Annotated in this window: 12 protein-coding genes; 5 read left to right on the plus strand and 7 right to left on the minus strand. The window is 60.9% G+C overall.

Annotation, left to right across the window (positions count from 1 at the left end):
* Nucleotides 1-22 precede the first annotated feature (22 nt).
* A complete protein-coding gene (locus CPH57_RS19185; protein WP_096242650.1) occupies nucleotides 23-2,101 on the plus strand; it encodes a YccS/YhfK family putative transporter in 2,079 nt (692 codons plus the stop codon).
* A 40-nt stretch (nucleotides 2,102-2,141) separates the two neighbouring features.
* Here CPH57_RS19185 and CPH57_RS19190 read toward each other — a convergent pair whose 3' ends face one another.
* From CPH57_RS19190 to ppiA, 6 genes are all read right to left on the minus strand, one after another.
* Nucleotides 2,142-3,359 (minus strand): aspartate aminotransferase family protein, encoded by a 1,218-nt coding sequence (locus tag CPH57_RS19190; protein WP_033645260.1) that lies wholly within the window; start codon nucleotides 3,357-3,359, stop codon nucleotides 2,142-2,144.
* A 131-nt stretch (nucleotides 3,360-3,490) separates the two neighbouring features.
* Nucleotides 3,491-4,066, minus strand: a complete 576-nt coding sequence (locus tag CPH57_RS19195; RefSeq protein ID WP_033645386.1) for an aminodeoxychorismate synthase component II — start codon at nucleotides 4,064-4,066, stop codon at nucleotides 3,491-3,493.
* Between the two features lie 72 nt (nucleotides 4,067-4,138).
* Nucleotides 4,139-5,662 (minus strand): helicase HerA-like domain-containing protein, encoded by a 1,524-nt coding sequence (locus CPH57_RS19200; RefSeq protein WP_033645261.1) that lies wholly within the window; start codon nucleotides 5,660-5,662, stop codon nucleotides 4,139-4,141.
* A 151-nt stretch (nucleotides 5,663-5,813) separates the two neighbouring features.
* The gene (btsR, locus tag CPH57_RS19205; RefSeq protein ID WP_096242651.1) at nucleotides 5,814-6,539 is read right to left on the minus strand and encodes a two-component system response regulator BtsR; all 726 of its coding nucleotides are present in this window, start codon (nucleotides 6,537-6,539) and stop codon (nucleotides 5,814-5,816) included.
* Nucleotides 6,539-8,224 (minus strand): sensor histidine kinase, encoded by a 1,686-nt coding sequence (locus tag CPH57_RS19210; RefSeq protein WP_096242652.1) that lies wholly within the window; start codon nucleotides 8,222-8,224, stop codon nucleotides 6,539-6,541. The genes btsR and CPH57_RS19210 overlap by 1 nt, the downstream gene beginning before the upstream one ends.
* 155 nt (nucleotides 8,225-8,379) lie before the next feature.
* Complete coding sequence (gene ppiA, locus CPH57_RS19215; RefSeq protein ID WP_033636286.1) at nucleotides 8,380-8,949, minus strand: peptidylprolyl isomerase A; 570 nt, start codon at nucleotides 8,947-8,949, stop codon at nucleotides 8,380-8,382.
* Between the two features lie 353 nt (nucleotides 8,950-9,302).
* Here ppiA and CPH57_RS19225 point away from each other — a divergent pair, with 353 nt between their 5' ends.
* The 4 genes from CPH57_RS19225 to tsgA all read left to right on the plus strand — a co-directional run bounded on the left by CPH57_RS19225 (nucleotide 9,303) and on the right by tsgA (nucleotide 13,374).
* Nucleotides 9,303-9,641 carry a PTS lactose/cellobiose transporter subunit IIA gene (locus CPH57_RS19225; protein WP_025304525.1) on the plus strand — a complete coding sequence of 113 codons (339 nt, stop codon included), beginning with the start codon at nucleotides 9,303-9,305 and terminating at the stop codon, nucleotides 9,639-9,641.
* Nucleotides 9,638-10,945 carry a 6-phospho-beta-glucosidase gene (locus tag CPH57_RS19230; RefSeq protein ID WP_096242653.1) on the plus strand — a complete coding sequence of 436 codons (1,308 nt, stop codon included), beginning with the start codon at nucleotides 9,638-9,640 and terminating at the stop codon, nucleotides 10,943-10,945. The genes CPH57_RS19225 and CPH57_RS19230 overlap by 4 nt, the downstream gene beginning before the upstream one ends.
* 72 nt (nucleotides 10,946-11,017) lie before the next feature.
* Nucleotides 11,018-11,998, plus strand: a complete 981-nt coding sequence (locus CPH57_RS19235) for a LacI family DNA-binding transcriptional regulator (protein WP_033645266.1) — start codon at nucleotides 11,018-11,020, stop codon at nucleotides 11,996-11,998.
* A gap of 191 nt (nucleotides 11,999-12,189) precedes the next feature.
* A complete protein-coding gene (gene tsgA, locus CPH57_RS19240; RefSeq protein WP_025304528.1) occupies nucleotides 12,190-13,374 on the plus strand; it encodes an MFS transporter TsgA in 1,185 nt (394 codons plus the stop codon).
* 54 nt (nucleotides 13,375-13,428) lie between these two features.
* On the opposite strand, the gene CPH57_RS19245 is transcribed toward tsgA, so the two are convergent.
* Entirely contained in the window at nucleotides 13,429-14,709 is a 1,281-nt protein-coding gene (locus tag CPH57_RS19245) for a cytosine deaminase (protein ID WP_169539927.1), read from the minus strand.
* Nucleotides 14,710-14,953 lie beyond the last annotated feature (244 nt).

Raw genomic sequence — 14,953 nt, forward strand, 5'->3', positions numbered from 1 at the left:
GTTTTTTTGTCTGCTCTCTGCCATGTGGCGCCGCCTGATTTACCACCCGGAAGTCAACTACGCACTGCGACAAACGCTGGTGTTGTGCCTGCCGGTGCTGTTTGGCCTGCTGATTGGCCAGCTGCAGCTCGGCCTGATGTTCTCTCTGGTGCCCGCCTGCTGCAATATCGCCGGTCTGGACACGCCGCATAGGCGCTTCTTTAAACGGCTGATCGTCGGCGGTGCGCTGTTTGCCCTCAGCAGCCTGCTGCTGCAACAAGCCCTGCTGTGGCACGTGCCGCTGCCGGCGCTGATGCTGGGCCTGGCGCTGCTGCTCGGCGTCACCGGCGAAATCAGCCCGCTGCACGCCCGGCTGTTGCCGGCGGCGCTGGTGGCCGCCATCTTCTCCCTCAGCATGGCCGGCACCGTGCCTCTCTGGCAGGCGCCGCTGCTGTACGCGATCGGCACCGCCTGGTACGGCTTATTCACCTGGTTCTGGTTCCGGCTGTGGAAAGAGCAGCCGATGCGCGAGACGCTGAGCCAGCTCTATCTGGAACTGGCGGACTACTTCGAAGCCAAATACTCGCTGCTGACTCAGCACACCGATCCGCAGACCGCTCTGCCGCCGCTGCTGGTGCGCCAGCAAAAGGTGATGGATCTGATCAGCCTGCTGTACCAACAGCTTAATTTCCTGCCGCACGCCAACAACCTCGATCAAAAGCGTCTGCAACGCGCCTTTCAGGTGGCGATGGATCTGCAGGAGCACATCACCGTCAGCCTGCACTTGCCGGAGGAAGTACAAAAACTGATGGAGCAGAGCCAGGCCGAAGCGATCATTCGCCGCAACGCTCAGGTGATCGCCGGGCGGCTGCGCGTGGTGGCGCACGATATTCTCTACCATCAACATTCGAAGCGCTTTTCCATGACGCACGAACTGGCGGCGCTGGAAAAAATGGCGGCGCAGCATCCCGACAACCCGGTCGGCCAGTTTTGTTACTACCATTTCAGCCGCATTGCCCGCCTGCTGCGCACCCAGCATCCGCTGTACCGCCGCGATTTGATGCCCAGCCAGCATCGCCTGCCGTTTTGGCCGGCGTTGGCCAGCTACCTGTCGTTCAAATCCACGGCGCTGCGCAACGCCGCACGACTGGGGGTGACGCTGGCGGTCGGCAGCAGCCTGGGGGCGGTATTCAATCTGCCGAAGCCGTACTGGATACTGCTCACCATCATGCTGGTGAGCCAAAACGGCTATAACGCCACCCGGGTGCGTATTCAGCACCGTGCGCTCGGCACGATCGCCGGTTTGTTGCTGGCGGCCGGGCTGTTGCAGCTGCAGTTACCGAAAGCAGAAACACTGAGCATCATGCTGATGATCACGCTGCTGGCCTACCTGGTTTCGCGCAAGAACTACGGGCTGTCGGTGATTGGCTTTACGGTCACGGCGGTTTACACCCTGCAGCTGCTGGCGCTGAACGGCTCGCATTTTTTGGTGCCGCGTCTGATCGATACGCTGATCGGCTGCGTGCTGGCGTTCGGCGGCACCATTTGGCTGTGGCCGCAGTGGCAAAGCGGGCTGCTGCGCAAGAATGCCCATCAGGCGCTGGAAAACGATCAAGCCGCGCTGCGGCTGATGCTGAAGCAACCGGAGCCGGACGCCACCGCGTTGGCCTATGCCCGCATGCAGGTCAACCAGGCGCACAATGCGCTGTTCACTTCGCTCAATCAGGCGATGCAGGAACCGGGGTTCGCCTCGAACTATCTGGCGGACATGCGGCTGTGGGTCACTCACAGCCAGTTCATCGTCGAACACCTGAACGCCATGACCATCCTGGCGCGCGAGCACTACATGCTGACGCCGAAGCTGGCGGAAGCGTATCTGCAAACCTGTGAAATCGCGCTGCAAAGCTGCCAGCAGCGGTTGGAATACGACGGCCCGAGCAGTGACAACAGCGGCATCATGCAGCCGCCGGATCTGCATCCGGAGATGCCCGTCACCGAGATGGAACGTCATTTGCGGCGTATTCTGTCGCACCTGAGCGTCATGCACACCATTTCGTCGCTGGCCTGGCGCCAGCGCCCGCACCACGGCATCTGGCTCAAGCGTAAACTGCGCGATCAATAAGGGCGCGGCATGCCGCGCCCCGTTATTCGCCGCAGGTGCTTCAGGCGTTGATCACATCCTGCACCGCCAGCTCGAACAGCGCCATGCCGGCCTCGATGTCCTGCAGCTCCACCACCAGCGACGGCGCAAAGCGGATCACGTTCGGCCCGGCGTTGAGGATCATCAGCCCACGCGCGGCGGCGGCGGTGAGGAAATCGCGCGCTCTGCCGTGATAATGCGGCGTCAGCTCGGCGCCGATCAGCAACCCCATGCCGCGAATGGCGGTGAAAATACCGTATTTATCGCCGATATTCTGCAAAGACTGTACATACAGCGCATGGCGCTGCTCGATGCCGCTCAGCACCTCCGGCGTATTGATCACATCCAGCGCCGCCTCCGCCACCGCGCAGGCCAGCGGGTTGCCGCCATAGGTGGTGCCGTGAGTGCCCACCTGCATCACCGACGCAATCTCTTCGGTAGTCAGCATGGCGCTCACCGGGAAACCGCCGCCCAGCGCCTTGGCGGTGGTGAGAATGTCCGGCGTCACGCCATAATGCATATAGGCGAACAGCTTGCCGCTGCGCCCCATACCGCTTTGCACTTCATCGAACACCAGCAGCGCCTGATGTTGGTCGCACAGTTTGCGCACGCCTTTAAGGAAGTCGGCGTCGACCGGCGTAATGCCGCCCTCGCCCTGAATCGGCTCCATCACCACCGCGCAGGTGTGGTCGTCCATCACCGCTTTCACCGCCGCCAGATCGTTGAACGGCACGTGCACGATGTCGGCCGGCTTCGGCCCGAACCCGTCGGAATATTTGGCCTGCCCGCCCACCGACACGGTGAACAGCGTGCGGCCGTGAAACGCGTTATAGAAGGCGATGATTTTGGTTTTATAGGGGCTGTGGCGGGTGATAGCGTAATGACGCGCCAGTTTGAACGCCGCCTCGTTGGCCTCTGCGCCGGAGTTGGCGAAGAACACCCGATCGGCGAAGGTGGCGTCGATCAATTTGCTCGCCAGGCGCAGCGCCGGTTCATTGGTGAAGACGTTGCTGGTATGCCACAAGGTTTCGCCCTGGCGTTTGAGCGCCTCGACCAGCGCCGGATGGCAGTGCCCCAGCGCCGTCACCGCTATGCCGCCGGAAAAATCGATGTACTCTTTTCCCTGCTGATCCCAGACCCGGCTGCCTTGGCCGCGCACCGGCACAAACTGGGCGGGTGCATAAACAGGCAGGATCACCTGGTCAAAGGTGCTGCGGCTCACTGCGGATTTGTCAGTCATTTTCGGCTCCACCCTGAAGGTTTTTCAGCGCTATCGCGATGTTATAATGAAAATATAATCACGAAATATGCATAAAAAAACACTAAAGCGCAAATGCAAAACGCCTGACGGGCGAAAAAAATGCGAAGGGATTAACGCCTGAGAAAATTGTCCAACAGCTGATGGCCCTGCTCGCTGAGCACGCTTTCCGGGTGGAACTGCACCCCTTCCAGCGCCAGCGTGCGGTGGCGGATACCCATGATCTCGTCGCGCACGCCGTCGCGTTCGCTCCAGGCGGTCACTTCAAAGCAATCCGGCAGCGTATCGGCTTTCAGCACCAACGAATGGTAACGCGTCACGGTCAGCGGATCGCTCAGGCCGCGAAACACGCCGACGCCCAGATGGCGAATCGCCGAGGTTTTGCCGTGCATCACCGCGCGGGCGCGCACCACCTCGGCGCCGAACGCCTGCCCCAGCGCCTGGTGCCCCAGGCACACGCCGAGGATCGGCAGCTTGCCGGCGAAATGACGAATGGCAGCCAGCGAGATGCCCGCTTCGTTCGGGGTACAAGGGCCGGGGGAAATCACCAGATGCTGCGGCGCCAGCCGCTCGATATCGGCCAGCTGCAGCTCATCATTGCGCTTCACCACCACCTCGGCGCCCAACTCGCAGAAGTACTGGTAAAGGTTATAGGTAAAGGAGTCGTAGTTATCGATCAGCAGCAGCATGTTAGGTCCGGCAGAGAAAAACGCCGCCATAGTTTACTGATTTAACCCGCCGCTGCCGACGATAATTTCCGCTTACTTTTTACGGCCGCCGGTGATCGAGCCCAGTACGCCGCGCAGGATCTGCCGGCCGAGATCGCGCGCCATGCTCTTGGCAGCGGTCTGGACGATGCCGTCGCGTTTGCCGCCGCGCGGGCCGGTGGAACCGAACAGCAGCTCGTTCAATCCGTCCATCAGGCCGCCGCCCGTCTGTTGCTGCGCTTGCGCCTGCGGTTGCTGCCCCTGCTGCGCAGTGCCGACGGTGGCGAAGCCGCCCGACGACAGCTTCTCGTAGGCGGACTCGCGGTCAATCATGTCTTCATAGCGGCCATACAGCGGCGACTTGTTGATCGCGCTGTTCAGCCCTTCCGCGCCGAGCATGCCCATCTTGGATTCCGGCGCGATGACCATCGCCCGCTCCACCACGTTCGGCCGGCCCTTTTCGTCGAGGAATGACACCAGCGCTTCGCCCACGCCCAGCTCGGTGATCGCCGTTTCAGCATCGAAGGCCGGATTGGCACGCAGGGTTTGCGCCGCCGTTTTCACCGCCTTCTGATCGCGCGGCGTAAAGGCGCGCAGCGCATGCTGTACGCGGTTGCCCAACTGGCCCAGCACGCTGTCCGGGATATCCAGCGGGTTCTGGGTGACGAAGTAAATGCCGACGCCTTTGGAGCGGATCAGGCGCACCACCTGTTCGATCTTGGTCAACAGCGCCGCCGGCGCGTCGTTGAACAGCAGGTGCGCTTCATCGAAGAAGAACACCAGCTTCGGCTGTTCAGGGTCGCCCACTTCCGGCAGATGTTCAAACAGCTCGGCCAGCAGCCACAGCAGGAACACTGAATACAGCTTCGGCTGATTGATCAGCTTGTCCGCCGCCAGCAGGTTGATCACGCCATGACCGTTGGCGTCGGTTTTCATCAGATCGTTGATGTCCAGCATCGGCTCGCCGAAGAACTGGTTGGCGCCCTGCTCTTCCAGCGTCAGCAACCCGCGCTGGATGGCGCCGATCGACGCGGCAGAGATATTGCCGTACTGAGTCTGGAATTGTTTGGCGTTATCGCCGACGAACTGCACCATGGCGCGCAGGTCTTTCATGTCCAACAGCAGCAGCGCGTTGTCATCGGCGATTTTGAACACCAGTTGCAGCACGCCGCTTTGCACCTCGTTCAGATCCAACAGGCGCCCCAGCAGCAGCGGCCCGAGATCGGAAATGGTGGCGCGGATCGGATGCCCCTTTTCGCCGTAAATATCCCACGGGATAATGGTGCAGGCCTGCGGCTGCCAGTCGGTGACGCCAATCGCTGCCAGGCGCGCCTGCAGCTTCTCGGAAGGCACGCCCTCGGCGCCGATGCCGGAAAGATCGCCCTTCACGTCCGACAGGAACACCGGCACGCCGATGCGCGAGAACTGTTCGGCCATTTTTTGCAGCGTCACCGTCTTGCCGGTGCCGGTTGCCCCGGTAATCAACCCGTGGCGGTTGGCCAACGCCGGCAAAATCACCAGATCCTGTTCCGGTTTTCCGTCTTTCATCGCCTTGGCGATAATCCGTGGTTCACTCATTTTCTGTTCCTTTGACGCTGACGCGGCGCGAAACGCGCCTGTTGATGCAATAAAGCTATAAGCGCCGCGTAACCCCGTCAAGGACAAACAAAAAGGGCGCCGTCGGGACGCCCATGATGCCTGTCTTTTCAGAATCCCCCTAAGACCTGCGTCACCCCCGCAGCCCCAGTTGCTCCTTCAGCGCTTTCAAATAGCGCCGGCTGACCGGCACCGGATCGCCGGCGGACATGATCATCTCCGCCGCGCCGCCTTCTTCGAAGCGGATCTCGCGCACCTGCTCCAGGTTGACCAAATACTGCCGATGGCAGCGCACCAGCGGCGTACGGCTTTCCAGCGTGCGCAGCGTCAATTCGGTGAAACACTCCATGCCGTCGCGGCGCACCACGAATACCCCGCTCAGTTTGGAACGGATCGCCAGCACCTCGTCGAACCGCAGCAGATAGATGCGGCTGTGGCCGGTGCAGGGAATGTATTTCAGGTAGCCGGCGCTCTCATCCAGCGCCGCCACGTCCTGCGGCGCACTGCGCTGCCGCAGGCGTTGCAGCGTCTTGCTCAGCCGCTTCGGCTCCGCCGGCTTCAGCAGATAGTCGAAGGCGTGCTCCTCGAACGCCTGCACCGCGTATTCGTCGTAGGCGGTCAGAAACACGATGTGCGGCATCCGATTGGGATCCAGCATGCCGACCATTTCCAGCCCGCTGATGCGCGGCATTTGAATATCGAGAAACACCACATCCGGCTGCAGCCGGTGGATCTGGCTGATGGCTTCGATGGCGTTGGCGCATTCGCCGATGATCGCGATCCCCGCTTCGGCCTCCAGCAGATGGCGCAGGTTGTCGCGCGCGGAAGGCTCATCGTCAACAATCAGTACGTTTAACATCAGGCGGCCCTCTCCATGGGAACATTGAGCGTAATGCGGGTATAGGCGTCCGGCCGGCAATCCACCTGCACACCATAGCCTTCGCCGTAGCGCACGCGAATGCGTTTATCTACCAGATTCATACCCAGCCCGCTGCAGTTCGGTTTCGGCTGGAACAGCCCGGCGTTGTCCGTCACCTGCAGCAGCAGATGCTCGCCTTCGCAGCAGGCGCCGATTTCGATGCGGCCCACGCCCAACAGATGCGAGGTGCCGTGCTTGATGGCGTTCTCGACGATCGGCTGCAGCGAAAACGCCGGCAGCCGCGCCGCCAGCAGCGCCTCGGGCAGCGATACCGCAATCTCCAGCCGATCGGCGAAACGCGCTTTCTCGATCTGCAGGTAGGCGTTCACATGTTCTATCTCGTCCGCCAGGCTGACTTCATCATCCGAGCGCTTGAGGTTTTTGCGAAAGAAGGTCGAAAGGGACTGCACCAACTCGCAGGCGCGCTCGCCATCACGGCGGATCACCGCCACCAGCGTATTCAACGCATTGAACAGGAAATGCGGGTTGACCTGCGCATGCAACAGCTTGATCTCCGACTGCGCCAACAGCTGCTTGTGGCGCTCGTACTGTCCGGCCATGATCTGCGCCGACAGCAGGCTGGCGATGCCTTCGCCCAGCGTGCGGTTGATGGTGCTGAACAGCTGGCTTTTCGGTTCGTACAGCTTGATGGTGCCGATGACCCGCTGGTTTTCGCCGCGCAGCGGGATCACCAGCGTCGATCCCAGCTTGCAGGCCGGATTGATCGAGCAGCAGTAAGAGAGCTGGTTGCCGTCGGCGTACACCACCTCGTTGTTGTCGATGGCGCGATGCGAATGCACCGAGGCGATCGGCGTCCCCGGCAGGTGGTGATCGTCGCCGATGCCGATAAACGCCAACAGCTTGTCGCGATCGGTGATCGCCACCGCGCCGATACCCAGTTCCTGATAAATCACCCGGGCGACCTTCATGCTGTTTTCCTGATCGAAGCCCTGCCGCAGGATACCCTCGGTGCGCTCGGCGATTTTCAGCGCCTTGGAAGAGAAAGCGCTGGTGTATTTCTCGAACATCGCGCGCCGATCCAGCAGGATTTGCATAAACATCGCCGCGCCGACGGTATTGGCGATCATCATCGGCAGCGCGATGTGTTCCACCAGCTGCAACGCCTCGTTGTAAGGACGCGCCACCGCCAGAATGATCGCCATCTGCAACACTTCCGCCACCAGCGCCACGCCGCCGACGAACAGCGGATTGAACAGCAGCTCGATGCGCCCGCGGCGCATGGCGATGCTGTGTACGATACCGCCGACCAGGCCTTCCGACACCGTGGAGATCGCGCAGGCCACGTCGGTCATGCCGCCGAGCGTATACCGGTGCAGCCCGCCGGTCAGCCCGACCAGAAAGCCTACCGACGGCCCGCCCAGCAAGCCGCCCAGGACCGCGCCTATCGCGCGGGTATTGGCGATCGAATCCTGAATGTGCAACCCGAAATAGGTGCCCATGATGCAGAACACCGAGAAAATCACGTAACACAGCAGCTTGTGCGGCAGGCGAATAGTCACCTGCATCAGCGGGATAAACAGCGGGGGTTTGCTCAGCAGATAGGCGATGACGAGATAGACGCACATCTGCTGCAACAGCAACAGCACCTGGTTAAATTCATACATGGCAGCAACTCATCCAGAGACAACAAAGGGCGAACGCCGGATTTCCGGTCTGGTTATTGTCTGCCGATTAGAGCATGGGGCGCGAGAGAAAACAGTGATGAAGGCAAGGCTTCGTGAGGAAGGACGGCCGACCCCGGCGGGATCGGCCAAAAAACTTACGGCAGCACCTTGGCCGACAGAATCACCACCGGTTTGGTCGGCACATTCTGGTAAGGGCCGACGTTGCCGGTCGGCACCTGAGCGATCTTGTCCACGACGTCCATGCCTTTCACCACTTTGCCGAACACGGCGTAGCCGAAGTCACGCTGGCCGTGATCCAGGAAGGCGTTATCGGCCACGTTCAGGAAGAACTGGCTGGTGGCGCTGTCCTTGTCGGCGGTGCGCGCCATCGAAATGGTGCCGCGCAGGTTGCGCAAGCCGTTGTCGGCTTCGTTCTTGATTGGCGCCTTGGTGGATTTCTGCTGCATGTCAGCGGTGAAACCGCCGCCCTGAATCATAAAGCCAGGGATCACGCGGTGGAAAATGGTGTTGTTGTAGTACCCGCTGTTCACGTAATCGACGAAATTCTGGGTGGAAACCGGTGCCTTCTGACTGTCGAGCGCCAACTCGATATTCCCTGCCGAGGTGGTCAGCATGACATGAGTTTCACCGGCGGCGAGCGCCGCTGGCGCCATCGCTGTCAGGGAACACAGCGCGACGAAGGTCACTAAAGTACGTTTGAACATTAACGGGTCCTTTCTCTGAGAGACAAACAACGGAAAAGCGCTTTGATTCTAAAGAGCTGTATCGGCAAGTGCCAGCCATTTACCTATATTTACCCAATTACGGGACATATCCTAGGTGGCCCTGAATTTTGCTGCGGAAAGTATGGGCGCAGAAGGCTTTTTTGCCAACCGCGTCACGCATTTTTTGCCCAGCGCCACCCCGGGGCGTTTTTTGCGATCTACCTCGCAGTTTGCACACCCGTTGCCGTTACCCTATATAAATGAGAGCGCTCTCATTATAAAAAGAACGGATACTGAGGTATCCCACGGCGGCGTTGCCGCGCAACCCCTGGAGAAATGACGTGAGTGAATTGATGACTGAAGTCAGCCCTGAGTTTGAAAGCACCATCATGGAACTGCTGGTGTTCTCCGGCAGCGCGCGCAGTAATGCGTTGATGGCGTTGCGGCAAGCGCGCGCCGGTGACTTCGCCGCCGCGGCCAAACACATGGTCGAATCCAAAGAGTGGGTGAAGAAGGCGCACCTGATCCAGACCGAGCTGATCGGCCTGGACGAAGGCTGCGGCAAGCTGGCGATCAACCTGATCACGGTACATGCGCAGGATCATCTGATGAACGCCATGGTGATCCAGGATCTGGCCGACGACATGATCGAGCTCTATCGCCGTCAGTCGCAAACGGAGGGCCGCTCATGAGCACGCTCAAAATCGCGGTGATTGGCGGTGGCAGCAGCTACACTCCCGAACTGGTCGATGGGCTGATCCAACGCATCGATGAGCTGCCGGTCACCGAGCTGGCGCTGGTGGACGTCGAGCCAGGCCGCCAAAAAGTGGAAACCATCGCCGCCCTGACCCGCCGCATGCTGGCGCGCCACGGGCTGGAACAGGTGAAGGTCAGCGTGCACTTCGCGCTGGACGAAGCGATTCGCGGCGCCGCTTTCGTGCTGACCCAGTTCCGCGTCGGGCAACTGCCGGCGCGCGCCGACGACGAACGGCTGGGCCTCAAATACCAGCTGCTCGGCCAGGAGACCACCGGCGTCGGCGGCTTCGCCAAAGCGCTGCGCACCATTCCGGTAATGCTGGATATCGCCCGTCGGGTGGAAAAGCTGGCGCCGGACGCCTGGATCATAAACTTCACCAACCCGGCCGGCATCGTCACCGAGGCGGTGTCCCGCTTTACCAAAGCGAAGATCATCGGCCTGTGCAACGTACCGATCAGCATGCATCACATGATCGCCAACATGCTGCAGGCGCCTTACGCCGACGTGCAGCTGCGGTTTGCCGGTTTGAACCACATGGTCTGGGTGCATCAGGTCACGCAGCAGGGGCGCGACGTCACCGGCAACGTGATCGACATGCTGTGTGACGGCGCGGCGCTGACCATGAACAACATCAAGGAAGAGCCCTGGCAGCCGGACTTCCTGCGCGCGCTCGGCGCCATCCCCTGCCCGTACCACCGCTATTTTTACCAGACCCGCGAGATGCTGGCGGAAGAGATGGCCGCCGCCGGCGAGCGCGGCACCCGCGCCGAGCAGGTGATGCAGGTAGAAAAAGAGCTGTTCGAGCTGTATGCCGATCCGCTGTTGAACAGTAAGCCGGAGCAGCTCAGCTTCCGCGGCGGTTCTTTCTATTCCGAAGTTGCGCTGGAGCTGATCCGTGCTATCCATAATAATCTCGGCACGCAATTAGTGGTCAACACCGCAAACCGCGGCGCAATCCATGGCCTGCCGGACGATGCTGTGATAGAAATCAACTGTATCGTCGATGCTCAGGGCGCGCATCCGCTGACCTTCGGCCCGCTGTCGGAACCGATGCAGGCGCTGACGCAGCAGGTGAAAGCCTACGAACGCCTGACCATCGAGGCCGCGGTGCACGGCGATCGCCACAGCGGCTTGCTGGCGCTGATCGCCAACCCGCTGGTGGGCAACGCCAATCTGGCGCAGCCGTTGCTGGACGAGGTGTTGACGATAAACGCGCCGTATTTACCGCAGTTCAGGTAAGCGCCTGCGCGCGGTATGACAGGGGTTCGGCGCGCCGAACCCATTTTTTTAGCCGTAATCAGGAGTTGGACGATGGTGACACTGGAAGATGTCGCGGCGCTGGCGGGCGTATCGCGCGCCACCGTATCGCGGGTAGTGAACGGCGACAGCAACGTCAAAGCGCCGACCCGCGAGAAGGTTGAACGCGCCGTCGCCCAGCTCGGTTACACCCCCAACCCGGCGGCCCGCGCGCTCGCCTCCAGCCACAGCAATACCCTCGGGTTGGTCACCACGTCGTATCGCGGCGGCTTCTTCGGCGCGCTGATGGACTTCGTGCAAACCGAGGCCGAATCCCACGGCAAGCAGCTGCTGGTGACCCAGGGCCGCAACAGCGCCGAAAACGAATGGCAGGCGGTGCAGCGGCTGTTCAGCCTGCGCTGCGACGGCGTGATCCTGCACGTGCGTTTTCTCAGTGACGATCGGCTGCGCCAGCTGGCGGCGGAGCAACGTCATTTCGTGTTGCTCGATCGTCTGGTGCCGGGGCTGGAAGACCGCTGCGTCACCTTCGATCATCCGCTCGCCAGCCGCATGGCGACCCAGCAACTGCTCGACGCCGGCCACCGGCGCATCGCCTGCATCAGCGGGCCGCGCGAACGGCCGTCGAGCCGCCTGCGGCTGCAAGGGTTTGAAGAGGCGATGCAGGCGGCGAATATCGAGCCGGTGGCCTGTCTGGAGGGCGTTTACGATCTGGAAAGCGGTTACCGCTGCGCCGATCGCCTGTTGCGGCAGGCCGCGCCGCCCAGCGCCATCTACTGCTGCAACGAAGAGATGGCGATCGGCGCCCTGCTGGCGATCAACGAGCACCGCCTGCGGGTGCCGCAGGATATCTCCTTGATCTGCTACGACAGCGGCGAACGCGCGCCCTTCGTCCGCCCGGCGTTGAGCAGCGTACACTTTCCCATCAGCGAGATGGCGCAATACGCGGCGCGCAGGTTGATCGATCCCGCCACCCCGACGCACCGTTTTGAGCCGACGATCATCAACCGTGATTCCATTGTGACGGTACGCAAATAGATCACAATAATGCGTATCATCCCTTCATGGGTTGCATCAAAAAATCGACAGCCATCACAAAAAATCCCGTTGTCTGTGCTAGGATCCGCCCCCTGGTGGCCTGAACGGGACTTTTTTCTGCGTTTGCCAGGAAAAGCCAGCGGCCTTATGCCAGTTTTAAAACCTCTAACAGACATATTCAGGCCTATATAATGAATGACAGTAACCGCATACGGCTTACCTGGATCAGCTTCTTTTCGTACGCGCTGACCGGTGCTTTAGTGATCGTCACAGGGATGGTGATGGGAAACATTGCAGAGTACTTTAATCTGCCGGTTTCCAGCATGAGTAACACCTTTACTTTCCTCAACGCCGGCATTTTGATTTCGATCTTCCTCAATGCCTGGCTGATGGAAATCATCCCGCTGAAGCGTCAGCTGATCTTCGGCTTTGTCCTGATGGTGCTGGCGGTGGCAGGGCTGATGCTCGGCAAGAGCCTGACCATGTTCTCGCTGTGCATGTTTATCCTTGGCGTGGTTAGCGGTATCACCATGTCGATCGGCACCTTCCTGATCACCCACATGTATGCCGGCCGCCAGCGCGGTTCACGCCTGTTGTTCACCGATTCCTTCTTCAGCATGGCCGGGATGATTTTCCCAATCGTCGCCGCCATGCTGCTGGCTCGCCATATCGGCTGGTACTGGGTTTATGCCTGCATCGGCCTGCTGTACGTGGGGATCTTCGTGCTGACCCTGTGCTCCGACTTCCCGGTGCTGGGCAAGAAAGGCGCCGACGCCGGTCAACCGGTCGAGAAAGAAAAATGGGGCATCGGCGTGCTGTTCCTCTCGATCGCCGCGCTGTGCTACATCCTTGGCCAGCTGGGCTTCATTCAGTGGGTGCCTGAGTACGCCACCAAGTCGTTCAACATGGACATCGGCCAGGCCGGTAAGCTGGTGAGCGACTTCTGGACCTCATACATGGTCGGCATGTGGGTGTTCAGCTTCATCCTGCGCTTCTTCGATCTGCAGCGCATCGTTACCGTGCTGGCCGCGCTGGCCACCGGCGCGATGTACCTGTTCGTCAGCACCGACAATCCGGAGCACCTGGGCTACTACATCATGGCCCTGGGCTTCGTTTCCAGCGCCATCTACACCACGCTGATCACCCTCGGCTCGCTGCAGACCAAGGTCTCCTCGCCGAAGCTGGTCAACTTTATCCTGACCTGCGGCACCATCGGCACCATGCTGACCTTCGTGGTCACCGGCCCGATCGTGGCGAAAGGCGGGGCGCACGCGGCGCTGACCACCGCCAACGGCCTGTACCTGGCGGTGTTCGTGATGTGTCTGCTGCTGGGCTTCGTGACCAAGCACCGCAGCCACGGTCACGTGACGCACTGATTTCTTCGCATCAAATACATCAAGGGCGCCCGCAAGGCGCCCTTTTTTTGCGCCTTAGCGCCGAAAATCCACCGTCTCATCCTGCTGCAGATGCAGCGTGGTTTCCGCCGGCCGCGTTTCGGCGATCACCGCGCCCTGGCGAATCGAATAACGCACCGGCGTCTGGCGGCGCACCGCGTCGAAACCGCTTTCCGCCGGCAGGATCACCAGGTTGGCGCTGTTGCCGGCCGCCAGGCCGTAGTCGCTCAGGTTAAGAGTGCGCGCGCTGTGGCTGGTGATCAGCTTCAGCCCGTCGTCGATTTGGCCATAGCCCATCAGCTGGCACACGTGCAGCCCCATATGCAGCACCTGCAGCATGTTGGCGGTGCCGAGCGGATACCAGGGATCGAACACATCGTCGTGGCCGAAGCAGACGTTGATCTCCGCCTCCAGCATCTCCTTCACCCGCGTCACGCCGCGCCGTTTTGGGTAGCTGTCGAAACGCCCCTGCAGGTGAATGTTCACCAGCGGGTTGGCGACGAAGTTGATGCCGGACATTTTCAGCAGGCGGAACAGCCGCGAGGCGTAAGCGCCGTTGTAAGAGTGCATCGCCGTGGTGTGGCTGGCGGTGACTTTCTCCCCCATCTCCAGCTTCAGCGCCAGCGCCGCCACGGTCTCGACGAAACGCGATTGCTCATCGTCAATTTCATCGCAGTGCACGTCCACCAGCCGATCGTATTTTTGCGCCAGCGCGAATGCCTTGTGCAGCGACTCCACGCCGTACTCGCGGGTGAACTCGAAATGCGGAATGGCGCCCACCACGTCGGCTCCCAGCCGCAGCGCTTCTTCCAGCAATGCTTCGCCGTTGGGATAGGAAAGGATCCCCTCCTGCGGGAAGGCGACGATCTGCAGCGTTACCCAGGGCGCCACCTCCTGCTTAACTTCCAGCATGGCGCGCAGTGCGGTCAGCGTGGGATCGGAAACGTCGACGTGGGTGCGCACATACTGCACGCCGTTGGCGATCTGCCACTTGAGCGTTTGCCAGGCGCGTTGCTTGACGTCTTCATGGGTCAACAAGGCTTTGCGTTCTGCCCAGCGCTCAATCCCCTCAAACAGCGTGCCGGACTGGTTCCAGGCCGGCTGGCCGGCGGTTTGCGTGGTATCCAGATGAATATGGGGTTCGACGAATGCCGGCAGCGCCAGCCCGCCCTGCGCATCCAGCACGTCGCTGCGCCACTCCTGCCCTTCCGGCTGCGGCACCAGATGCGCAATGCGCCCCTGTTCTATCGCCAGTTGCCACAATCCTTCATGCCCGCTTAAACGCAGGTTGTCGATAAACTTCAATGGACGTTTCACCACCCTTCACCTCTGCCGTTGCGCTGGTTTTCTTCATCATACTGGCAGCGGATCGCGCTGACAAAGTCGCCGTTGCATGCCGGCCTGCGCGTCTACTCCCAGCGGGGTAGTTGGTGCGCGACCTGACTCGCTTCAGCTAAAGGTGAATAAAATCCGCAACTTATCAAAAAACGTGGAAAATCATTCATATACCACGTTGTGGGTATATAAAGGCGCGATTGATTTGCATCAATAAATTGCCCCT

Source organism: Serratia sp. JKS000199 (assembly GCF_900215455.1).
Lineage (GTDB): Bacteria > Pseudomonadota > Gammaproteobacteria > Enterobacterales > Enterobacteriaceae > Serratia > Serratia ureilytica.